21 protein-coding genes are annotated in these 24532 nt (G+C 36.6%); 6 read left to right on the forward strand and 15 right to left on the reverse strand.

Annotation, left to right across the window (positions count from 1 at the left end; translation table 11 throughout):
* Positions 1-9: 9 nt before the first annotated feature.
* Positions 10-150 carry a hypothetical protein gene (locus NCE97_RS06035; protein WP_353778052.1) on the reverse strand — a complete coding sequence of 47 codons (141 nt, stop codon included), beginning with the start codon at positions 148-150 and terminating at the stop codon, positions 10-12.
* A gap of 171 nt (positions 151-321) precedes the next feature.
* The gene (locus NCE97_RS06040) at positions 322-1989 is read right to left on the reverse strand and encodes a tetratricopeptide repeat protein (protein WP_353778053.1); all 1668 of its coding nucleotides are present in this window, start codon (positions 1987-1989) and stop codon (positions 322-324) included.
* 172 nt (positions 1990-2161) lie between these two features.
* Here NCE97_RS06040 and NCE97_RS06045 point away from each other — a divergent pair, with 172 nt between their 5' ends.
* On the forward strand, positions 2162-5443 hold the full coding sequence (locus NCE97_RS06045; RefSeq protein ID WP_353778054.1) for an amidohydrolase family protein: 3282 nt from the start codon (positions 2162-2164) through the stop codon (positions 5441-5443).
* 76 nt (positions 5444-5519) lie between these two features.
* On the opposite strand, the gene NCE97_RS06050 is transcribed toward NCE97_RS06045, so the two are convergent.
* The 5 genes from NCE97_RS06050 to NCE97_RS06070 form a co-directional block, all read right to left on the reverse strand.
* Positions 5520-5846: a YegP family protein gene (locus NCE97_RS06050; RefSeq protein ID WP_353778055.1), complete on the reverse strand. Its 327-nt coding sequence runs from the start codon at positions 5844-5846 to the stop codon at positions 5520-5522.
* A gap of 91 nt (positions 5847-5937) precedes the next feature.
* Positions 5938-7182, reverse strand: a complete 1245-nt coding sequence (locus tag NCE97_RS06055; protein WP_353778056.1) for an NAD(P)/FAD-dependent oxidoreductase — start codon at positions 7180-7182, stop codon at positions 5938-5940.
* Between the two features lies 1 nt (position 7183).
* On the reverse strand, positions 7184-8191 hold the full coding sequence (locus tag NCE97_RS06060; protein ID WP_353778058.1) for a 4-hydroxyproline epimerase: 1008 nt from the start codon (positions 8189-8191) through the stop codon (positions 7184-7186).
* A gap of 1 nt (position 8192) precedes the next feature.
* Positions 8193-9776, reverse strand: a complete 1584-nt coding sequence (locus NCE97_RS06065) for an aldehyde dehydrogenase (NADP(+)) (protein ID WP_353778059.1) — start codon at positions 9774-9776, stop codon at positions 8193-8195.
* Position 9777: 1 nt separating this feature from the next.
* Entirely contained in the window at positions 9778-10692 is a 915-nt protein-coding gene (locus tag NCE97_RS06070) for a dihydrodipicolinate synthase family protein (protein ID WP_353778060.1), read from the reverse strand.
* 139 nt (positions 10693-10831) lie between these two features.
* On the opposite strand from NCE97_RS06070, the gene NCE97_RS06075 reads away from it, so the two are divergent.
* On the forward strand, positions 10832-11698 hold the full coding sequence (locus NCE97_RS06075; RefSeq protein ID WP_353778061.1) for an AraC family transcriptional regulator: 867 nt from the start codon (positions 10832-10834) through the stop codon (positions 11696-11698).
* A 1-nt stretch (position 11699) separates the two neighbouring features.
* Here the strand turns inward: NCE97_RS06075 and NCE97_RS06080 are convergent, their stop codons facing one another.
* The 8 genes from NCE97_RS06080 to NCE97_RS06115 form a co-directional block, all read right to left on the reverse strand.
* Entirely contained in the window at positions 11700-12557 is an 858-nt protein-coding gene (locus tag NCE97_RS06080; protein WP_353778062.1) for a hypothetical protein, read from the reverse strand.
* A gap of 32 nt (positions 12558-12589) precedes the next feature.
* Positions 12590-13870 (reverse strand): rod shape-determining protein RodA, encoded by a 1281-nt coding sequence (gene rodA / locus NCE97_RS06085; protein WP_353778063.1) that lies wholly within the window; start codon positions 13868-13870, stop codon positions 12590-12592.
* Entirely contained in the window at positions 13870-15825 is a 1956-nt protein-coding gene (locus NCE97_RS06090; RefSeq protein ID WP_353778064.1) for a peptidoglycan D,D-transpeptidase FtsI family protein, read from the reverse strand. Before NCE97_RS06090 ends, rodA begins: the two co-directional genes overlap by 1 nt.
* A 38-nt stretch (positions 15826-15863) precedes the next feature.
* Entirely contained in the window at positions 15864-16373 is a 510-nt protein-coding gene (locus tag NCE97_RS06095; RefSeq protein ID WP_353778065.1) for a rod shape-determining protein MreD, read from the reverse strand.
* On the reverse strand, positions 16366-17187 hold the full coding sequence (gene mreC, locus NCE97_RS06100; RefSeq protein ID WP_353778066.1) for a rod shape-determining protein MreC: 822 nt from the start codon (positions 17185-17187) through the stop codon (positions 16366-16368). The genes NCE97_RS06095 and mreC overlap by 8 nt, the downstream gene beginning before the upstream one ends.
* A 9-nt stretch (positions 17188-17196) precedes the next feature.
* Positions 17197-18225, reverse strand: a complete 1029-nt coding sequence (locus NCE97_RS06105; RefSeq protein WP_353778067.1) for a rod shape-determining protein — start codon at positions 18223-18225, stop codon at positions 17197-17199.
* A gap of 120 nt (positions 18226-18345) precedes the next feature.
* Positions 18346-19878 carry a bifunctional phosphoribosylaminoimidazolecarboxamide formyltransferase/IMP cyclohydrolase gene (gene purH, locus NCE97_RS06110; protein ID WP_353778068.1) on the reverse strand — a complete coding sequence of 511 codons (1533 nt, stop codon included), beginning with the start codon at positions 19876-19878 and terminating at the stop codon, positions 18346-18348.
* Between the two features lie 255 nt (positions 19879-20133).
* Positions 20134-20589, reverse strand: coding sequence for an XrtF-associated fRMsr-like GAF protein (locus tag NCE97_RS06115; protein ID WP_353778069.1), 456 nt, complete (start codon positions 20587-20589; stop codon positions 20134-20136).
* A gap of 89 nt (positions 20590-20678) precedes the next feature.
* Between NCE97_RS06115 and xrtF the strand changes: the two genes are divergently transcribed.
* The 4 genes from xrtF to NCE97_RS06135 all read left to right on the forward strand — a co-directional run bounded on the left by xrtF (position 20679) and on the right by NCE97_RS06135 (position 24478).
* Complete coding sequence (xrtF, locus tag NCE97_RS06120; RefSeq protein ID WP_353778070.1) at positions 20679-21221, forward strand: exosortase family protein XrtF; 543 nt, start codon at positions 20679-20681, stop codon at positions 21219-21221.
* Complete coding sequence (locus tag NCE97_RS06125; protein WP_353778071.1) at positions 21221-21649, forward strand: exosortase F system-associated membrane protein; 429 nt, start codon at positions 21221-21223, stop codon at positions 21647-21649. Before xrtF ends, NCE97_RS06125 begins: the two co-directional genes overlap by 1 nt.
* Positions 21650-21707: 58 nt before the next feature.
* Positions 21708-22121 (forward strand): HYC_CC_PP family protein, encoded by a 414-nt coding sequence (locus NCE97_RS06130; protein ID WP_353778072.1) that lies wholly within the window; start codon positions 21708-21710, stop codon positions 22119-22121.
* Positions 22122-22240: 119 nt separating this feature from the next.
* Positions 22241-24478, forward strand: coding sequence for a TonB-dependent receptor (locus NCE97_RS06135; RefSeq protein ID WP_353778073.1), 2238 nt, complete (start codon positions 22241-22243; stop codon positions 24476-24478).
* Positions 24479-24532: the final 54 nt, after the last annotated feature.

A 24532-nucleotide genomic window follows, 5' to 3' on the forward strand; every position in this document is an offset into this window, starting at 1 on the left:
GGGGTTGTTTTAGTTTTTGGAATGATTTCCTTTTAATTTTTTCCTCAACTTTTCTAGTGCATATAACTCGGCTTTAAGGCGTTCGTTTTCCTCCTGAATGACTTTTTGGTCTTTCAAAAAAAGGGTAGAGAAAAATTGCCTTATCGACATCTTATAGCATTTTGAATTGTTTACTTCAAAACTATTTACAGTAAGGTCTGAAAGGAAAAAAACACCATGCACAAATCATGTACAGGTTCTAAAAACTCATGTACAAATCATGTACAAATGAAGAAAATAAAATTATAACCCTTTGATTTAAAGTAATTTATATAATTCACCTTAAAATTGATTCAAAAAGGAGTTAAGATCGTCTTTTGGAGAGAGATTTAGCTTTTTTCTGAGCCTAGATCTGCTTCTGTATACAGATTCTAATGCTACATTTTGTAGCAATGCTATTTCATTATTATCGATATTCAATCGAATAAAAGAGCATAATTTTGCTTCTGTTTTGGTGAGTGTTGGAAACTGTTCGCGTAGCTTTTCATAAAAGGCTGTATTGAGAATATCTACCTTATTTTGAATATCAATCATGTTACTATCTACAATTTCTCTTTCTAAAACTGCTTTTTCTAATGCTTTAAAATTTGAATCGCCTTTAAGTGAATTCGACTTCTTTATTTTTTTGATATAGTTTAATAGTTCCTCTCTCCATTTACGGTTTCTGGAAATATTCAAGGCAAAGTCAGAAATGTCTTTTTGCTTGTAATCTATTTCCTTTTGAAGCATTTCATTTTTGAGTTTTCCAAGTTGAATTTGCTCTTTTCGCCTTCTGGACACAAAAATGATTCCTGCTATAATCAATCCAAAGATGCCCACAATTATGGCAGTAATTTTCCAGAATCTGGTAGAAGCTTGCTGCAATAAGCGCTCTTCATTTATCTTCTGTTGTTCTACTAATTGTATACTATCTATTGTTTTTCGGCGCTCATAAGTGTATTTAGCTTCTAACTCAGCAAACTCTTTAATGCTTTTTACATTCATATCTTTTATTTGCTGACGTTTATAGCCTCTATAATATGCAAATGCGCGTTCATGATTTCCCAAATCGGTATACGCATTGCTTAAGGACAAACAACGATTGGCAATGGAGCCTTCAAGCCCTATATCTATGACCAGGTCGAGCGATTTTTTATAGTTTTCAACAGCCTTTTCTGGTTGCCCCAATTTTCTGTAGGCATAGCCCAAATTCTTATAACACCTTTCCAAGCTGATTCTGTCATTATTCCTTTGACATATTTCAATATTTTGGTTCGTCAATGCAATGGAAGCTTTATAATTCTTTTTTTGACGCTCATAATTAGATAAGCGAAAAATTGCTAAAGATCTACCATAATCATAGTTTATAGAATCCGAATAGGCTAACACTTCATGGTTATATGCTGCACTTTTTTCTAACTGATTATGAGTCAAGTAATAGCCGCTAAAGGAATTTAATACGCGTACAGTCTCCTTATCGTTTTTATATGTTTTGGATGATGCAAGGGCTTTTTCATAAAATTGAAAGGCTTTAATACTATCTTTATTATGGTGATGTAGTCTACCATAAATTCGATATGTAGTGGGGAGTGTATATGTTTCGCCAATAGCTTCTTTAATTTTTAGACTTTCCTGAATAGCTTTCAGACTTGGTACATAATCGGTGTCCTTTCTATAATAGTAACCCAACTCATCTAACATCAAAGCCTTTTTAAGCAAAAAATACTTATTATTTTCATCCTTGGACAGGATACTATCATTAATAATGCCTATGGCTTTCTCAAAACTACTTATCGCTTTTTGCGCTTTTACTCTTCTGTTTTCCAAGCCTAGCTTATAAAGCTTTTCAACTTCAAGACTATCATTTTGTGCATTAAGTGGTATGGTGAATAACAATACAATTAGTGTACTGACTACATAGGCAGATACGCTTAAACTGTTCTTTAAAAAAAGAAGATTAAGTGAGTTCAATTCTTGAGGGTAATTTTCTTAGTTCTATCCAAAGATAAATAAACTGAAATAGATTAGTAAATTAAATCTTACCCTATGGGTAGAATGTTGCTCTTTATGGGCTCTCTTTAAAATGACACCTCTACTTATGAAGATAAGAATTATCTTTATAGCTAAAATTAATACATTAACTATGCGCAATTTTATATTATTTCTTGCCCTTGTTTTACTTTCACCCTCAATAATTGCACAGAAGAAAGATGATGATAAAAAAGATACTTGGGACGTAAATAATCCTCATGAAGATTGGACCTATAAAACCTTCAACCTGAATACTGATGAAGGTACCTGGATGAATTTAGACGTTAGTCCAGATGGGAAGACCATTGTATTTGATATGCTGGGAGATATTTATACCATACCTATTACAGGTGGCAAAGCAAAAGCATTACGCACTGGCTTAGCGTTTGAAGTACAGCCAAGATTTAGTCCAGATGGTAAATATATTTCTTTCACCAGCGATTTGGAAGGCGGGAATAATATTTGGGTAATGACAGCAGATGGCAAAAACGCTAAATCTATAACCAAGGAGAAATTTAGACTTTTAAATAACGCTGTTTGGACTCCAGATGGCGAGTCACTAATAGCCAGAAAGCACTTTACTTCTCAACGTTCCATGGGAGCAGGTGAAATGTGGCAGTATTCATTTTCTAATAGTGGCGGACTTAAGTTGACTACAAGAAAGAATGATCAGCAAGATGTAAATGATCCTTCTGTGTCACCAGATGGAAAATATTTGTACTATTCAGAGGATATGTATCCTGGTGGTTTCTTTCAGTATAATAAAGATCCAAACAAACAAATCTATGTGATCAAAAGGTATGACTTAGACACTGGCAAAACCATTACAATAACTGGTGGTCCTGGTGGTGCTACACGACCAGTAGTTTCCAGAGACGGAAAATCCTTAGCTTTTGTAAAAAGGCTTAGGGAAAAAAGTGTGCTATACGTCCATGATTTAGAGTCTGGTGTAGAAACTCCTATTTATTTCGATTTGGATAAAGATCAGCAAGAAGCTTGGGCTATTTTTGGTGTCTATCCTTACTTCAGCTGGATGCCTAACAATGAAGAGATCGTGTTTTGGAGTGGTGGAAAAATTAATAAAGTAAACATCGATACCAAGGCTGTAACTAACATTCCTTTTGAAGTAGATGCTTCACTAAAAATTGCTGAAACTCATCGTGTAAAAAGACCTGTATATACAGAGACATTTACATCAAAAATGATTAAGGATGCCAAGACATCTCCCGACGGCAAAACAATTGTCTTTACAGCGCTTGGGCACATCTACAAAAAGAGCTTGCCAAACGGTAAGCCAACAAGAATCACTAATCTAAATGATTTTGAAGCTGAGCCTAGCTTTTCTCCCGATGGGAAGTCTGTTCTATTTGTAACCTGGAATGATGAAAATTTAGGCAGTATTTATAAAGCCGATTTAAATGGCAGCAATGTCACTAAACTTACGAAAGACAAAGGCATTTATCGTATGCCTTCATACTCAAACAATGGTTCTAAAGTCACCTATAAAAAAGAGTCCGGAAATGGCGATCAAGGTTTTGATTATACCAAAAATACAGGAATCTATGTGATGAATTCTGACGGCTCTGAAGCAAAAAAGATTTCAGACACTGGAGACTACCCTACTTTTTCGGTAGATGATAAACGTGTGTTCTTCCAAACTGGAGGTTACTTCTTTGGAAGTCTTACAAAACATTTAAAGAGTGTAGACCTAGATGGACATAACGAGAAAAGTCATTTTAAATCTAAACTTGCTAACAGAATTGTCCCTAGTCCTGATAATAAAATGGTTGCTATTATTCACTTATACAAAGTATACATTGCGCCTTTTATACAAAATGGTAGTGAGATTAATATCGATCATAAAACCAAGGCTTTTAAAGTTGAAAGCTTATCGAAAGATGCTGGAATCAATTTGCATTGGGCTGCTAGTAGTAATAAGGTGCATTGGACACTTGGAGGTGAATACTTCACCAAGAATGTGATCAATAACACATCGGACCCTTTTGCTGAAAGTAATTTAAGTACAGAAGATGCCAAAGGCATTCAGATTAATTTAGAAGTAAAATCAGATGTTCCTGAAGGTAGAGTAGCATTTACAAATGCACGTTTAATTACCATGGAAGGTGATGCTGTTATTGAAAATGGCACTATCATCATTAAGGATAATAAGATTGAAAAACTAGGTGCATCTTCAACTGTTAGTGTGCCAAGTGATGCTAAAGTATACGACATGAATGGTAGAACCATAATGCCTGGAATTGTTGACGTTCATGCGCATGTTGGTGCTTTTAGAAATGGATTAAGCACCCAAAAGCATTGGCAATTCTATGCTAATGTCGCTTTTGGAGTTACTACAGCTCACGATCCGTCTGTGCATACCGAAGCCGCATTTACACTAGAAGAGTTACAAAGAAGTGGCAATACGGTTGGTCCAAGGTTATTCTCTACTGGATTCATTCTGTATGGTGCTGAAGGTGATTTTAAAGCAGTTGTCAATAGCTTAGATGATGCGCGTTTTGCTGTAAAACGTACTATGGCTTTTGGAGCAAAGTCTATAAAGAGTTACAATCAACCGAGACGTGAGCAACGTCAGCAAGTGATGCAAGCTGCGAGAGAACTTGGTGTTAATGTTGTTCCAGAAGGTGGATCGCATTTCTACTCTAATATGAGTATGATCTTTGATGGTCATACTGGTATTGAACACAACATTCCAGTTAATCCAGCTTATAAAGATGTGATTACGCTCTGGAAAAATAGTGAGACAGGCTATACACCTACTTTGATTGTAAATTATGGTGGTATTAATGGCGAATTTTACTTCTATGAAAAGAGCAATGTCTGGGAAAACAGAACACTTCTTAAGTATACACCAAGATATGTCGTAGATAGTAGATCTCGACACAGAACTATGGTCCCTGAAAAGGAATACATTAACGGACACATATTGTCTTCTAAAACAGTTACAGAATTGTCTAATCATGGTGTAAAAGCCAACCTTGGTGCTCATGGTCAATTACAAGGTTTGGGAGCGCATTGGGAATTATGGATGTTACAACAAGGTGGCATGTCTAATATGGAAGCTCTGAAAGCTGCTACGATTAATGGCGCTGAATATATAGGTGCTGGAGATGAAATCGGATCTTTAAAGGAAGGTAAGCTTGCAGACCTCATCATACTAGACAAAAACCCATTAGAGGACATCCAGAATTCTAATTCGGTAATTTATACAATGATTAATGGTCGTTTATATGATGTATCGACAATGAATGAAATTGGTAATTACGACAATAAGAGAACTAAATTTTATTGGGAAAGTGGAAATTACAATCAAGGTGTTCCATTTAATCTCAAAACCATGAGCTTCACAAAGCATACCTGTAGTTGTCATGAGTAGATTAATATAAAAATAACACATAATAAAAAAAGCCCTGCTTCTTAGCAGGGCTTTGATGTTTTATAGCTAATCATTTTTAAGCTTCAGATACTAAAGCATCTGGTGCATTACTCTTTACAGAAGCAATGCCATTCTCCATTGCAGATGTCGACGAATACATCTCACTGTTTCCAATGACTTGGCCATTGGCTGCCTTAAGATTGAAGTAAGGGCTTCCATCTTTGGCCGTAAGACGATCGTACATATCATCATTTTGCGAGTTGGTTCTTACCGACTCAATACCATTGTTGCATCCATCTTTAGATGCATACCCTTGGCTACTTAAAATAACTTGCCCATTATTGGCTTTTAAGTTAAAACGATACTTACCTGCTTTGTCTGTTGAGACTTCGAATTTTCCCATAATAAATGATTAATAATTTAAAGCTTCAAAATAACAAAAATGTTATGAATGCATAGTATTTTGTTGAAAAATATTATTGAAAGTCAATGATTTAAAACTTTCTATCTGGATGGTAAGGCTGTAAGTCTAAAGATGGTAATTGCTCAGAAATGATCTCAGCAACTAATTTGCCAGTTGCAGGTCCCATACTCCAACCCATCATGGCATGTCCTGTGGCTATAGTAAGATTCTTATAGGCATTAAAGCGACCAATGTATGGTAAACCATCGGGAGATAGAGGTCGTAAACCACATTGAGCTGCTGCTTTTTCAGCATCAGTAATCTTTAAACCTTTGTAATAATGTTCCGAAGCTTTTGCAATCGCATTCACTCGTACTGGATTGATGTTATGGTTAATCCCTCCTATTTCCATGGTTCCTGCAAAGCGTGTATAGCCTTGCATTGGCGTCACTGCTACTTTGGCTTCACACAAAATGGTAGGAATGCTAATATTGGTTTCTCGTTCCACATTGATACGATAGCCTTTTCCGGCTTGTAGCAGTAATTTCAAACCTAACTTCTTATTCAGAAATCCACTCCAACTTCCAGCAGCTAAAACAAATTCATCCGCTTGCATACTACCAGTTTTTGTAATGATTCTTGAAATGGCATCTCCAGATATTTCAATATCAATAACTTCTTCGTTTTGAATACTAACTCCTACAGATTTGAGATATCGCTTCATGTCCTTCATAAAAATCTCTGGTGTCATGTGCGCATCAGAATGAAAATACACTGCGCCTTTAACATCGAGGTTTGCTTTAGGTTCAAGTTCAGCAAGATCTTTCTGAGATAAGTGTTCCACCTTCAAGCCTAAATCAATTGCTTTCTGCCCTACGTCCCACTCTTCTTCACCTACCTTATCATCTTTGTAAGCTAGTAATAATCCTTTGCGTTCGTAATGGAAATCAAAATCTCCAGACGATTTCATATCACTGTACAATTCTCTGCTGAAGACATTAATATCTTTGATTGGCCCTATAGATTGTTCTACATTCTGCTTAGTCGCCGAACGTTTGAAGGCTAAAGCCCATTTTAAAAAGTCACCATTTAATCTGGGCTTAATGTAGAAAGGACTGGCAGGATTAAGCATCCATTTCAAACCTTGTGTGATAATCCCTGGTGACGCCAAAGGCACAATATGACTTGGTGTAATGTAGCCTGCATTGACATAAGAAGCACCTTCCGAACCATTGGATTTATCGACAATAGTCACCTGATGGCGTTCCTTGTGCAAGTAATAGGCTGTGCACAACCCAATGATTCCTCCTCCTATAATGACTACACTTTTACTCATTCTATATCACTTGAAATCCGTGTGCATACGGATCGTCTTCATCATCAATAATAATGGTATTATATCCATAAACCTTTGCCCAACCTTTAATACTTGGAATAATGGCTGGTTTTCCGCCCAACTCAGTTTCGGCTTCAACACAACCAATAAAGGTACTGCCGATAAAACTTTCATGACTATAAGATTCGCCCTTTTTGAGTTTGCCTTTAGCATGCAATTGAGCAAGTCTAGCAGAAGTTCCTGTTCCGCACGGTGAACGGTCTATAGCTTTGTCACCATAAAAGACTGCATTCCGTCCTGAAGAATTAGGGTCTAATGGATCACCTGTCCAAAGCATATGACTCACATCTCTTATGGTGTAATCTTCAGGGTGAATAAATGCATCTGGATATTTTTCGTAGATACGATCTCTTACAATTTGTGAATATTGAATGATCTTGCTTGCCGTAAAATTGTGAATCCCTGAAAAGTTTTCCTGTGGATCTACAATCGCATAAAAGTTTCCACCATAAGCCACATCAAAGGTGAGTTCACCAAGTTCAGGACAATCTATAGTCAAACCTTCAGCAGCTAAATAGCTTTTTACATTAGTCAATTTCACCCAATCTACTTTGCTACCTGTTTGTTGATATTCGATATGTACTAAACCTGCTGGGGCTTCCATTCGTATTTTTCCAAGAGTTTTAGGCTTTATGAGTCCTTCTTCTAAACCAATGGTAATCGTCCCTATGGTACCATGACCACACATGGGCAAGCAACCTGAAGTTTCGATGAACAAAATGGCGAAGTCATTCTCTGGATCATGCGGTGGGAATAGTATAGAACCGCTCATCATGTCGTGACCTCGTGGTTCAAACATTAAGCCTTTGCGAATCCAATCGTATTCTTTTAAAAAGTGTTGACGCTTTTCACTCATGGTCTTTCCAACGAGCTCTGGGCCACCGTGTTTCACAACCCTAACTGGATTTCCACACGTATGACCATCTATGCACTCAAAAACAGATCGCATACTATAGATTTTGAGTAGAATATTCTCCGTTTATTAATCTCGAAATCCCTAGTGGGTTTCCATTCTTTAATTCATCTGGCAGTAAATCATTTGGCCAATCCTGATAACTAAAAGGACGTACCCAACGTTTAATAGAATTAATCCCTACTGCCGTAAATCGACTATCTGTAGATGCTGGATAAGGTCCTCCATGCACCATCGATGGGCATACTTCTACGCCTGTTGGCACACCATTATAAATAAGTCGTCCTACTCTATTTTGGAGTGTCTCGATGAGTGATGGATATTGATTGGCTTCGGAAGCTTCAGCAATAAGCGTTCCTGTCAGTTGGCCTTCAAGCTGTGCAATAACAGCTTCTAATTGTGTGATATCTTCACATTGCACGACCATGGAAAATGGTCCAAAAACTTCTTGATGCAAAGTTGGGTTATTCAGAAATGTATTGCCTTCAACAGCAGTAATAACTTGTCTCGCAAAATTAGTTTGAACAGTATCAGCATAATCTACAACCACATCGACATTAGATTGCGACACAGCTTTTTGTTTGTTTTGCTCATAAGCACCAATAATATTAGGATGCAACATTACTGAAGGTTCCAATTGTATGATCTCTTTCCCTAAATGCTGAATAAAATGCTGTAAGGCTTCACCTTTAATCCCCAAAATCAACCCTGGATTTGTACAAAATTGTCCTGTGCCCAAGGTTATGGATCCAGCATAGGTTTTTGCTAATGCTTCACCTCTGGTTTTAAGTGCTTCAGGCAATATTACCACTGGATTAATGCTACCCATTTCAGCAAATACAGGAATAGGTTCTTCTCTTCGTGCCGCCAGATCTAATAAGGCTCTACCTCCTCGAATACTTCCTGTGAATCCTACTGCTTTCACGTCTGGATGTTCTACCAATTGTACACCGACTTCAATACCGCTGCTGTTCAAATTAGAAAACACACCGTTTGGCATTCCTGTTTGTTCGGCTGCTTTTATTATTGCTGAAGCCACTAATTCTCCTGTACCTGCATGCATAGGATGGGACTTTACAATAACTGGGCATCCAGCGGCTAAAGCTGCTGCTGTATCACCTCCTGCTGTAGAATAAGCCAATGGAAAATTACTTGCACCAAAAACGACTACTGGTCCTAATGGAATATTCATTTTCCTTAAATCTGGTTTTGGTGCTGGAGTTCGATCTGGTACGGCTGTATCGATAGAGGCTTCTACCCAAGAGCCTTCGGCAACCAATTCCGCAAAACTTCTCAGTTGAAAAACGGTTCTGCCTCGCTCACCTTTGGCTCTACCTTCTGGCAACCCGGTTTCTGAACAATACACTTGAATAAGTTCATCATCTAAGGCTAAAATTTCATCTGCAATCGCATTCAAGAATTCGGCCTTACGTTTCCCAGAGACTGTTCTAAATGTTTTAAATGCCTCTGATGCCAAAGCCACTGCTTTATTGATTTCGTCCTCTGAAGCTTCGGTAAAGACATGCTCATTGTCAATGTTGAGCAAGGGATTGAACGTACGATAGGTTTTCTGCCCTGTTGCAGACAATGTGTGTCCTATATAATTTTTTCCTGTAATCATCTTATAAGTTTTTGTAATCTGGTAAAGTAGGTCTGCGTTTAAGACCTTCTTCTATAACACTGAGCACGTGTTGTCGTTCTTCTCCTATTAATGGTAGTCTAGGTGCCCTTACATGCTCTGTGCCTATTCCTGTAGCTACTTCAGCTAGTTTTATATTCTGAACCAATTTAGGGTTTATATCCAACTCTAGCAAAGGCAAAAACCATCTGTAGATGTCTACTGCTTCTTGTATTCTTCCTGCTTTTTGAAGCTCATAGATGGCAACGGTCTCTCTAGGAAATGCACAGACTAAACCAGCTATCCAACCATCTGCTCCCATCAGCAAACTTTCTAAACCTAAGGTATCAACGCCTGTCATAATCTTCAAACGATCACCAAATCTGTTTTTTATTCTGGTAACGTTCGAAATATCTCTTGTAGATTCTTTCACAGCTTCTATATTATCGCATTGCAACAGGTCTTCGAACATATCCAAAGTAACTTCAATCTTATAATCTACAGGATTGTTATATACCATAATTGGTAGCGATGTGTTATTCGCCACAGCTTTAAAGTACTCGACAGTTTCTCTATCGCCTGCTTTATAGCGCATTGGTGGCAACATCATTAAACCTTGTGCACCATCGGCTTCTGCTTTTTGTGCAGCGGAGATAGCGCCTTTTGTAGACTGTTCTGCCACATTCATAAGTACTGGAACTTTCCCCTGTACCATTGCTACTGTTGCCCTGGTAAGCTCACGTTTTTCGTCTTCTAACAAAGTACTTGCTTCTCCCAAAGTACCACCTAATACAATACCGTGTACACCAGCGTCTAATTGTGCATTAATGTTGGTTTCAAACATTTGTAAATCTAACTGATCATCTGCTGTAAACTTGGTTGTTACTGCTGGCATTACGCCTTTCCATTCTATAGCCATTATTTGATTTTTTTGATAGTGTAAAATTAAACCAAGTGTATAGGATAGCTCAGTCTTATATTATCCAATACTAATACCATATATTCCGTAATATTAATTTTTGAATACATACTGAATAGTATTTGCGTATATTTACTGAATGAAAGCACTACCCTTTCAGATTCCAAAACCGACTTCAGATGCGCTTATTTATCAGGAAGACCATGAGTATGTGTTCTATGATAAGTTTCATTTGCATGAAGAAATACAGTTGAGTTATATCCATGAAGGTGAGGGCACTTTGATTGTAGGCGATACGGTTTCGGACTATAAAAAAGGTGACATTATTGCCATTGGAAGTAATTTGCCACATGTTTTCAAAAGCGATGTTACCCTTGAAACAAAGTCGTTAATGCTCACACTTTTCTTTACTAAAGACAGTTTTGGAGAGGTCTTTTTTGATCTTGAAGAACTTTCAGAAACAAAACATTTCTTCAAGAATATCAATTCTGGTTTCAAAGTATTGTCACACAATCAGGCTCTCAAAACTGTGTTTCTATCATTACGAGATAGTAGCAAACTCGAGCGGTTTACCTCATTATTGTTAATCTTGAAATCACTTGCAAAAGCAAAGAAGCTTCAATTGTCTTCTTATAGTTATGAAAAAGAATATACTGCTGTGGAAGGTAAACGCATGCAAGATGTGATGGACTATACCATGAAGCATAGCCATGAGAGTATTTCTTTAGACGTGATTGCAAATGTCGCTAACATGACCAAAAATGCGTTCTGTAAATATTTCAAAAAGAGAACGAATAAGACGTATACGCAATTTCTGAATGAACTAAGGATTGAAAATGCCTGTAAATTAATTTCTAATAATGGAGAACTGACACTATCTGAAATTGCTTTTCAGTGTGGTTATTTCAATATTTCAAATTTCAATAGACAGTTTAAAGCTATTAAATCTATGACGCCTTCTGAATACAGAATTGCTAAATTAGGTGCTTATGGTAATTTGGTATAGATTATCTATTAAACGCCTTTTTTAATTCCTCATAAAAAGCTATAGATTTCAAACGGTCAAATGCTGTGCTGCCTCCCCACGGATATATTCCTGAAGTTCCATTAGTAGTAATTTTATAGTCCAAGAAGATAAAATAAGAATCTCTGACCTCAGCATGCTTTACAAAATTCTGCTTGAGATTATTAAAAGCATGTCTGAGTTTATCTAGACCATATTTTGCCTGCAATGAATCTACCATAATATTCGCATAGTACTCATTATTCAAAAGGTATTTCATACCATATTCTAGAGCTTTATCATTTTCATTAAGGCCTTTGAATGTTTCGAAAAATAATTTTCCTAACGTTGAAAAATGATTGAGATATCCATTATAGCAAGTAAACCTCACATTAGGATTTTCTAAAAAATTATTTTCGCGCAAAAGCTCTAAAGATTTATTGTACAGCCCTTTTTTATTGTAGTTAACAACCAAAGTAGTCAATACATTAAGAGTCCTTAAGCGCTTTCTAATTTTTGGATTATCTAGTCGTAATAAGCTATAGAGCTTCTCACTACACTCTATCTTTTTTTCATTTTCTCCAACTACATCATAGTAACTGATAAGTTGTCCATAAGCTGAAAACACATTTTCTTTATCTGAGGAATTCTTGACCAAAAATGCTTCAAACTCTTTAATATACTTATTAATCTCAGACTTAATGTCTTCTGAAAACTCTTCATCAAAATAATAATAATCATAAAACAGGTCTGAGGCATAAGTCAAACCATTTTCCTCTTTATAGAAAAAAGAATCTTCTAAATCATTACTCTGAGAAATTACAAAAAAAGGAATCAGGAAAAATAATAGATGCTTGACCATAAACGTATAACGCTACTTTCTATTAATAATTATTACCACTCATTAATCTTATTGGAGTCCAGTTTTATAAAGACGAATAGCAAAATCGTGAAGCCCCAAAGCCCAGAACCTCCATAACTAAAGAAAGGCAACGGAATTCCTACTGTTGGGATTAAGCCCATAACCATCCCAACATTAATGAGAAAGTGTATAAAGAATATAGATGCAACCGAATATCCATATACACGACTGAATTGTGACTTTTGAGATTCAGCCAAATACAAGAGCCTTACAATAAGCATTACAAAAAGAATCACAGTGATACTACTCCCAACGAAGCCCCATTCTTCACCTACTGTACTAAAAATATAGTCGGTATGCTGCTCTGGTACAAACTTCCCTTTGGTACGAGTACCTTGTAAAAAGCCTTTTCCTAACATGCGCCCAGAACTAATTGCCTCTTCTGACTGAATAAGGTTATAGGCCTGATTCTTTTTCATGGCTTCCAGCTTGGCAGGATCTTTTTCCAAACGCAACCAAAGGCTAATTCTATTCTGCTGATGTTCCTTTAAAACATGCTGATAAAACAACTTCACACCATAAGAAAAGCTTATACACACCATGAATACGACTACGTATTGGAAAATGTTTCTTCGTTTTCGCCTTATGAAGAAAAAATGCAACACCAAGAGTAATATTACAGCGATGGCTGTGTATACTATCCCAAACTTTAAAACGCTAACAGCCAGACCAATCAATAATGATCCTACAACTAAATAGATTTGCTGCAACCCTTCACGATAAAACACGAAGAAGAATGCTGCATACACCATGGTACTTCCTGCATCATTTTGCAAAAGAATCAGCAACGCAGGGATTACAATAATGGCTATGGTTCGCAACTGATGGTTGATAGTGCGCATATCCGTTTGTAAATCACTGATATATTTGGCTACTGCCAAAGCTGTGGCAAACTTGGCAAACTCACTCGGCTGTATTGTAAATCCTCCGATACCATACCAAGACGTAGCACCGTTGACATTCTTTCCAAAGATGAATAATCCCAACAAGGACAATATCGAGAGCAGGTAAATAATACTTGAAAACCGTTCGTAGAATTTGGCTTCAAATGAGAGGATGAGAATAATAAGTACAAACGTAAACCCGATGAATATCAACTGCTTGCCATAAGGCTGGCTCATATCAAAATAGCTCACAATATCACCTGAATGTGAAGCAGATAAAATATTTACCCAACCAAAGCCTACTAATAGCAGGAACAGTATAATGGTTAACCAGTCAAACTTAAATCGCCTTTGATTCTCTCTCTGCATTATTCTTCAGTAATAGATTGGTTTTGTGATGCTTCTGCTCGCTTCAATTGTTCATACTCATCAACTCGCATGATTCTCGTTTCACCATTAATCTTGAAAGGTTTTCCAGAATATGGTTTCTCATACTCGTGTTCTAAAGTATGATCCAAAATCCATCGTTCCATATCGGTGCGTGTGATTTCACCTTTGATATACTTTTCAATCATTAATCCAGCAATGCGCCCTGCAAATCGTCCTCCCCAATATCCATTTTCCACAAACACAGCAATGGCAATTTTAGGATCTTCTTTTGGTGCAAACGCCACGAAAATCGAATGATCGGTAAGCTGAGTCTTAACACTATCGATGATTACAAAGTTTTCTGCAGTACCTGTTTTCCCACAGATATCTATTCCAGGAATTTTCAGATGCGCAGCTGTACCTTTATTGTACACATCAAACATGCCTTGTATCACTGGTTCAAAATGTTGACGGTCTATTGTTGTATAGTTTCGCTTTTTGAACTTACTAGGAATGGTGTCATTTTCAACAGATTTAATGATATGAGGTGTATAATAATAACCTCTATTAGCGATCGCTGCCGTCATATTTGCCAATTGAATTGGCGTTGCATCAACTTCGCCTTGTCCAATGGCATTAGATACTACATAAGTTGAAGCCCATCGTGGTCTTTTGGTAGCTTCATCATAGTAAGCTCTATCGTAATAGGCTCCATCTGGTATTCTTCCTTTTTGTCCAACGGCTAGGTCATTGCCTAAATAGTTGCCGAGTCCAAAACTTTTCGCATGATTACTCCAAACATCCATAGTCTTAGAAATGTCACCATGTTTATCTAAGATTCGTCTATAAACATTTACAAAGTAGGCGTTACAGGATTCATAGATTCCTAAGTTCATGTTGGCAGGACTACGATGCGCATGACAGCCTGTAAGCTTTCTGCTACCATAGTAATAACCTAGCCTGCAAGAAAATGTTTCTCCAGTAGTAATTACACCTTCCTGTAAACCAATCAAAGCGTTGATCACTTTAAATGGTGAACCTGGAGGGTAACCTGCTTGCAAACCTCTATCAAACAAGGGTTTGGCTATACTATCTCTAAAGAGTTTATTAAAATTCTTTGAACGATTTCTACCGACGAGAATATTGGGGTTATAGCTTGGTGCTGAAACCATTGCTAAAATCTCTCCACTGCTAGGCTCAATGGCAATAATGCCGCCTCTCTTGTTCTGCATTAACAATTCTCCATACTCCTGAAGTTTTGAATCAATTGTGATGGTTATATCTTTTCCAGGTTGTGGCAGAGTATCTAGCGTACCTTCTTTATAAGGTCCTATGTCTTTATTGAATCTATCTTTCTGAATGAACTTAATGCCTTTTACACCTCGTAACGTTTTTTCATAAGACAATTCGATGCCTTGCTTACCAATGAGATCTCCCATTCTGTAATACGCATCTCTAGCAATATTTCGTCGATTTACTTCACCTATGTCTCCAAGAACATTAGCGCCTATTGAGGTTTGATATGATCTAAGTGAGCGCTTTTGGATATAGAAGCCATCATACTTTCGCATCTTTTCTTGAAGTACTGCATAATCTTCTTTGGAGAGATGAGACAAGAATACTGAGGGAAGTCTTGGTGAGTAACGATACGCTCTTTCGTAAGTTCTAAGAAAGTCTTCTTTACTGATTTTTAAAAGGTTACAAAATTCAAGTGTATCTAAAGGTTCAACTTCTCTTGGGATTACCATAACATCATACGAAGGTTGGTTTGCTACAAGCAAAGCACCATTTCTATCATAGACATAGCCACGTTTAGGATAATCAAAGACTTTCCTTATCGCGGTATCTTCAAAAATATCGTAAGCTTTTGGATTGTAAACCTGGAGGTAGAATAATCTCGCGATGAATACCAATCCAACACAAATAACAATAGATAAAAGTAACAGTTTCCTCATGGTTCAATTTACGCCTTGGAGTGCTTCAACAGATAAATTCAACTCTTCTTTTTACTGGTAAAGAGCAATAGCAACAAGATACTCAGAATTACAGTAAAGATAGTTGAAAATAGGGTTTTCTGAAGCACTAAAAGTATTTGGGACATGTTAAATATTTCTAAAGCAAACAATACAAAATGATGGATTATAGCCAATAAGGATACATAACCTAATAAGCTTCCAAATTCGGCATTACTGTATTTTATATTTTGGTGTTCGTACAGCATTCCGAAAGAAAACTTTAGTATTACCGGTCTTACATATGCAGCAAAAACACATGCTGCGGCATGGATACCTCCCGAATCTGAAAACATATCTACAAATAGTCCTAATAAAAATGCTAGAATCAAAAAAACGATGCGATTACTATTTGCAGGATATAGAATAATAAACAACAGATAGACATAAGGGTTTATGTATCCGAATAAATCAATATGATTGAATATCAAGACTTGGGCTAAGAGTAAAACGACAAAACGAAGGGCAATATTTAATCTCAAGCTATTCATCTATACTCTCTTCTAAAACTCTTATTTCTTCGAGATCAACATTCTCAATGATATACACATGACCAATATTAGTCATATCGTTGAACAATTTCACTTGGATGATATAGGTATCACCGCTAATATCAATTTCGAATGAATCCACTACACCTATTGGCACTCCTTTTGGAAAAATAGACGACTGCCCTCCAGTGATTATAGTATCACCCACTGTCACTGGGGCAAACGTATTGACATCTTCTAACTGAACATACTCTGGTGATGTCGTATTCCATTTTAACGATCCAGAATGATCAGATTTTTTAAGCTTGGCGTTGATTCTACTCAGTGTATTCAGTATGGATTGGACTGTAGCATAGTTTGCCGAAGTGTTATCTATAATCCCAACAATTCCTTTTGAAGTAATAACACCAAAATCTTGTTTTACACCATCATTCTGCCCTTTATTTACCAATAGATAATTGTTACTCGCTGAGTAACTGTTCTTATACACCGAAGCTGGTGTGAACTTATAGTTTCCAGCTAAAGCATTAGTATCAATTACAGTGGAATCGATTTCATTGGTATTATTGAACAGAAGAGATTTTAGTCTATTGTTTTCTTCGAGAAGGACTTCATTTTCATGCCTTAAATTGAAGAACTGCTTAATCGCATTAGTGCTTTCGTATAATCCGCCAGACAAAAAATTCGCCGAATTAACAACCTTGCTTTTGTGGTAAGAATGGGATTGAACGATAAGTATCAACGAAATACCAAATAGCAACAGAAACGTAAGAAATGTTTTATTTCTTAGTATAAAATTGATAATTTGTTGCATCTAGGCTTTTTATTTTATCAGTACGCTCTTATACTTTTGAAGGTTTTTGAGTACAATTCCTGTACCTCTAACTACAGCTCTCAAAGGATCTTCAGCTATGTAAACAGGAAGATCTGTTTTTTGTGACAAACGCTTATCCAAGCCTCTAAGCATCGATCCACCTCCTGCTAAATATATTCCAGTATTGTATATATCTGCAGCTAATTCTGGTGGCGTTTGTGATAAGGTCTCCATTACAGAATCCTCAATTCTCAAAATTGATTTATCTAAGGCTTTAGCAATCTCTCGGTAAGAAATTTGAACCTGCTTTGGCTTTCCAGTTAATAGGTCTCTACCTTGAACACTCATCTCTTCTGGTGGAAGTTCTAAATCTTCGGTAGCAGCACCAATTTGAATCTTAATTTTTTCAGCAGTACGGTCTCCAACATACAAGTTATGCTGCGTACGCATGTAATAGATAATATCGTTTGTAAACACATCACCAGCAACTTTTACTGACTTATCGCATACAATGCCTCCAAGTGCAATCACAGCGATTTCTGTAGTACCTCCTCCAATATCCACAATCATGTTTCCTTTTGGTTGCATGATATCTACACCAATACCAATAGCTGCTGCCATAGGCTCATGGATAAGGTAAACTTCTTTTCCATTAACACGCTCACACGATTCTTTTACAGCTCGCATTTCTACTTCAGTAATTCCTGAAGGAATACAAACTACCATTCTTAATGCAGGATTGAACCATTTCTTTTTTAATGCAGGAATGTTCTTAATGAACATGCTAATCATCTCTTCTGAAGCAGCAAAGTCTGCAATTACACCATCCTTAAGTGGTCGTATGGTTTTAATGTTCTCATGCGTCTTTCCTTGCATCAAATTGGCTTCTTTACCAACATGAGTTATCTTTCCTGTAATTCTGTCTCTGGCTACTATAGATGGACTATCCACAACAACTTTATCGTCGTGAATAATAAGTGTATTTGCAGTACCTAAGTCAATGGCAATCTCTTCTGTTAAGAAGTCAAAAAATCCCATAGGCGTTTAATATTGTTTGGGTCGTTTGTATTAAAATTTCGAATAGTCGTAAATGTAATAAATTATACGAAATAAATTCGAATTCGGATGCCCTAAAACCGTATTATTTTAAAATCATTATTAATGCTTAAAATGACGGGTTCCTGTGAAGACCATCGCCATGTTGTTTGCATTACAATAATCGATGCTCAAAGCGTCCTTAATTGAGCCTCCGGGTTGTATCACAGCAGTGATTCCTGCATTATCTGCAATCTCTACACAATCAGGGAATGGGAAGAAGGCATCACTCGCCATAACAGCACCATTGAGATCGAAATTGAAAGACTTCGCCTTATGGATCGCTTGATTCAAAGCATCTACTCTACTGGTTTGTCCTGTACCACTAGCACAAAGCTGACCATTCTTGGCTAAAACAATAGTATTTGACTTGGTATGCTTACAAATCTTTGACGCAAAGATTAAGTCTTGTAACTCTTGCTCTGTCGCTTTTGAATTTGTGACAGCTTCAAGATCTCCTATAGCATCGGTCTTGGCATCTTTATCTTGTACCAAGACTCCGTTTAAGCAAGTTCTCACAATAGTTTGAGGTAATTCAACTTCATTCAGTGTTAAAAGGATTCTGTTCTTCTTACCTTTTAAGATGTTCATTGCTTCATCTGTAAAGCTTGGTGCAATCACCACTTCGCAAAATAATTTGTGAATCTCTTCAGCTGTAGCTGTATCAATTTCAGTATTAGAAATTAAAATACCTCCAAAGGCAGATACAGGATCACCTGCCAAAGCATCTACATAGGCTTGGTGTACAGAATCGCGTTGTGCTAATCCGCATGCGTTATTGTGCTTAAGAATTGCAAATGTTGGCGCTTCACCTTTGAACTCATTCATAAGATTCACAGCAGCATCAACATCTAAAAGATTATTGTAACTCAACTCTTTTCCATGATGCTTGGTAAACAAGGCATCGAAATCACCATAGAAGAATCCTTTTTGGTGTGGGTTTTCGCCATAACGCAAAGTCTTCCCTTTGTTTTCACTTAGCTTGAAAGATGAAATAGAATTATCTGAGTTGAAATAATTAAAAATTGCTGTATCGTAATGCGAAGACACGTTGAATGCTTTAGCAGCAAATCGTTGTCTGTCTTCTTCTGAAGTTTCTCCATTTTTGGCTTGAAGCAATTCTAGAAATTCTGAATAATCTTCAACTGAAGATACGCAAACGACATCAGCAAAATTCTTTGCAGCCGCTCTAATCAATGAAATGCCTCCAATATCTATCTTCTCAATAATATCCTGATGACTTGCTCCTGAAGCTACCGTTTTTTCAAAAGGATATAAATCCACAATAACCAAATCTATCTGTGGGATATCGAAATCTACAAGTTCTGCAATATCGCTATCGTTGTTTTGCCTGTTCAGAATGCCTCCAAAAACTTTTGGGTGTAAAGTCTTTACTCGACCTCCTAAGATTGAAGGATACGACGTTACCTCTTCAACAGGAACGACTTCTACGCCTTGTTCTCTAATAAAACGCTCTGTTCCACCTGTAGAATAGATGGTGACGCCTAAGCTATCTAGCTCTTTTACAATAGGTTCTAATCCGTCTTTACTAAAAACGGAAATCAATGCAGATTTTATGGTTTTGGTATTGCTCATGGTGTTGTGTTGTTAAGCCGCAAAAATACGTTGCTTAATGTGTTTTTCACAGCACAAATCGCATAGATTTTTCAACCAAATCAGGAAGTTGTTAACAGTGAGTTGGGTTTTGGGTATTTGGTACTAGGTTTTGGGTATTTGGTGTAAGGAATTAGGAATAAGAATTAATTATTGTCATTCTGAATGAAGCAAAGTGGATGAAGAATCTTAATTCATAAAAGTGAGATTTCTCATTTCATTCGAAATGACAAAACCTTAAAGAATCCCTGAAACTTTTTTACACACAAATTCCAAAAAGCGTTCATCTGCTTCTGTAAATGGATCTGGAGTTTTGGAATCGATGTCTATTTGACCAATGTTTTCTCCATTGACAAAAATCGGCACTACAATTTCAGCCTTAACCGTAATGCTACATGCTATGTAATTGTCTTGAGCAGAGACGTCTGGCACTACAAAGTTTTCATTACTCACTGCTACTTGTCCACAAATACCTTTTCCGAATGGAATAATCGTATGGTCAGTAGGCTCACCGACATAAGGTCCGAGTTTTAATTCTTCTTTGTCGCCATTTCTGAAATAAAATCCAACCCAGTCATAATGTGATACATTAGCCTCCAAAAGCTCACATATCTTTAACAATCGTTCATCTACATTAGTATCGCTGTTAGCAACAATAGTTTCTATCTCTGGTTTTAAGTGATCTAAGCTCATTTACAAATTTTTGGTAAAAGTATTTAAAAAGTGGTAATTTCATCAACCCTAAAACACTAAATTTATCTTAAGAACAGATTGCGTATTATTTGAAAAAACTCATCCAAAAATATAAGCTCGTTATAAAGTTTATCCTCACTTTTTTGATGGTTTACTTCGTACTAACAATCTCTTACAAGACATACCTCGATGTGTCCGATGGATCAAAGCACTACCCTGACTATGTGACCAACTTGGTCGCAAGACAAAGTCAATCCTTAATAGAATCTTTTGGGTACGATACCAACATACGTCCTCACCCTAAGGCTGCATCCATGAAACTTATCATTAATAAGAAATATGTAGCACAGGTTGTAGAAGGTTGTAACTCACTAAGTGTTATTATTCTCTTTGTGTCTTTTATTATTGCGTTTGCTGGTAAATTCAAGCCTACATTCTTCTATATTATAGCAGGAAGTATATTAATTTATGTTGTGAATTTGGCAAGAATTGCAGTAATATCGGTTGGATTGTTTCATTATCCTTGGCGAAAAGAAATTTTGCATAATGCCATTTTTCCTTTGATTATTTATGGGATGGTATTTTTGCTCTGGATGTTTTGGGTTAATCGTTTTTCTAAAGCAAAACAGTGATGAAAGGATCTTTAAAGCTTGTTGCGCTTCTCGTATTATTTGGGCTCTTAATTCTCATAAGGATTTTTGAAAACGAATTGTTCTATGATCCTTATTTACAGTTTTTTAAGAGTGATTACCTAACTATTGATTCACCTAGACGCGAAATCTTTAAACTTACCTTGTTTACAACCATCAGATATGTGCTTAATACTATAATTTCACTAGGCATCTTGTATGTATTTTTTAAGGATAAAGGCATCATTAAGTTTTCATTGTTTTTCTATGGAATAGCATATGTTATAATATTACTTCCATTCTTATACTTTGTTTACAACCCTAGACAAGAAGACTATTATCTGTTCTTTAATGTGCGTAGATTTCTTATTCAACCTATTTTTCTTATTCTATTAATTCCTGCGTTTTACTATCATAAATTGAAGCGGTAAGTGTTAAGTCGGTATTAAAAAAGAGGGCATAATTATCATTTTTTATAATTTTGTAGCGATGTTCAAAACAATTGCACATAAAATAGTTTCAGTAACAATGGCATTGACCGTGTTGTTCTCAACACTGTCGTTTACCGTAGAAAAGCATTTCTGTGGTGAATTTTTAATTGATTCTGCTATCTTTTCTGAAGTTGAAAAATGTGCACAAGAAACTTTCGAATTAGAGCAGGAAGCCATTACCAAAAAGCCTTGTTGTAAAGATGTTGTCGATATTATCGAAGGTCAGGATGAATTGAAGAATCAATCCTTTGACGACCTGGAGTTTCAGCAACAACTATTTTTGCAGGCTTTTGCGTATAGCTACATCAATCTATTTGAAGGCTTACCACAACATGTTGTTCCTCACAAGAACTACAGACCTCCTAACCTAGTCTATGACATACAAGTCTTAGACGAAGTCTATTTAATTTGATTTGACAATTTCCGTCAGGTCGAGTGATTTTCATTTGTTAAAATCACTCGAAGTGACGACACGTGTAAGGATGATGTTCTTACCCGAGATTCAATAAAAATCAAATTAAAACCAAATCATTGAAACATTTATTATTAATACTAGTTTGGCTTCCCATACTAGCTTTCTCTCAAGACACGATTGAGGGTGAAGTTTTAGAAGCCAACTCACAAAATCAAACGATTCCAGTTGTTGGAGCCAATGTCTATTGGCTGAACACTTCAGTTGGAACGATAACAGACGAGAATGGAAAGTTTTCCATTGCTTACGAACCCTCATATACTCAGCTCGTTATTAGTTATGTTGGTTACAAAACCGATACCTTAACTATATCTAGTCCAAGGTATATAAAGCATGAGTTACAACTGACAGATGCTTTAGACGAAGTCACAGTTACCTCGCGTAAGCAAGCTACAGCCAAGTCTTATCTAAAAGCTACAAACACATTTACGGTTAGTAGTGATGAACTACTTAAAGCTGCTTGTTGTAACCTTTCTGAGAGTTTTGAAACAAATCCATCTATTGACGTCAACTTTGCTGATGCAGTTTCAGGAACGCGTCAAATCAAAATGCTTGGGCTCACAAGTCCTTATATATTGATTGCTACTGAGAATATCCCATCGATTCGCGGCGCATCTCAGGCATATGGCTTGAGTTTTATTCCAGGAACCTGGGTAGAAAGCATCCAAATTACTAAAGGTGCAGGAAGCATTGTAAACGGTTACGAAAGCATGGCTGGACAGATTAATGCTGAATTACAAAAACCTAGCAAAGACAGTAAACTTTTTGTTAATGTCTTTGGCGCTAGTAATCAGCGTTTCGAATTGAATACACATTTCAATACGCAAGTTTCAGAAAAGTGGCATACAGGATTGTATCTTCATGGCAATACACATCAAGAAAAGCATGATGTTAACAATGATAACTTCTTAGATATGCCATTGTATAATCAAATTAATATAATGAATCGTTGGCAATATACAGATGCTGAAAATGGTATTGTGAGCTTTTTCAACGTTAGATATTTGTATGATGAAAAGCAAGCTGGTGAGCAGAATTTCAATCCAGATACTGATAAGTTAACCACCAATGCATGGGGAAGTGAGATCGATACCCAACGTTTTGATGTATCCGGAAAGCTTGGTTATGTCAACCCTGAATTACCTTGGCAAAGTATTGGAGCTCAAGTTGCTTTTAGCAACCATAAACAAGAATCTTATTTTGGTTTGAGACAATACGACATTAGACAAAATAGTTTGTACTCCAACCTCATTTACAATACCATTATTAGTGACTCGAGACATAAAATTAAAACTGGGATTAGTTTTACTTACGATCACTATGACGAAATTGTAGAGTCAGAAATGTATGAGCGTGATGAAAATTCTGTTGGTGCCTTTTTTGAATATAACTACGATAATTTAGAAAAGCTAAACCTCACAGCTGGGATTAGAGCAGATAATCATAATCGCCTAGGGTTCTTCGTAACACCACGATTACACTTGCGCTATACGCCTTGGGAGAAATCTGCACTAAGAGCTTCGGTTGGTCGTGGCATACGCAGTGCCATTATTTTTGCAGAAAACCAGAATTTATTTGCAACATCTCGTAATATCATTATTGAAGATACCGCAGGTAAAATCTATGGTTTAGATCCTGAAATCGCCTGGAACTTTGGAATCTCGTACTTACAAGGTTTCAATTTGTTTGGCAGAAAAGCAGATATCACATTAGACTTTTACAGAACCGATTTTCAGAATCAAGTTGTGGTGGATTGGGAAAATCCTCAGGAGATTCGATTCTACAACCTAAAAGGTGATAGCTATGCCAATAGCTATCAAGCAGAATTCAATTACAATGCTTTTGAAGGTTTTGACATGCGTTTAGCTTATAAGTATTATGATGTAATGACGCAGTACAATTCTGGAAAGCTAGCTAGACCATTAACTCCCGAGCATCGTTTCTTTGCCAATGCTGGTTATGAAACTACTCGCAAGGAGAATGGTTCGCAATGGAAGTTCGATGCAACCTTTAATTGGTTGAGTGAGCAGCGTTACCCAAGTACTGTAAGTAGTGCTGCAGAATTTCAGCGACCAGAGTTTTCACCAACGATTGGTACACTGAATGCACAGATCACCAAAGTTTTTTCTCCTAAATTTGAAGTATATTTAGGCGGGGAAAACATTACAAATGTTAGACAAAGCAATCCTATTATAGGTGCAAACGACCCATTTGGACAAAATTTTGACTCTACCTTTGTGTATGGTCCAATTTTTGGAAGCATGTATTATACAGGATTACGATTTAGAATAAATTAATATGTATAGAATGTCATTCAGAGCGAAATGAAGTGAAGCGAAGAATCTCAAAAT

It is taken from the genome of Winogradskyella sp. 3972H.M.0a.05 (assembly GCF_040493455.1).
In the GTDB taxonomy this organism is placed as follows: domain Bacteria; phylum Bacteroidota; class Bacteroidia; order Flavobacteriales; family Flavobacteriaceae; genus Microcosmobacter.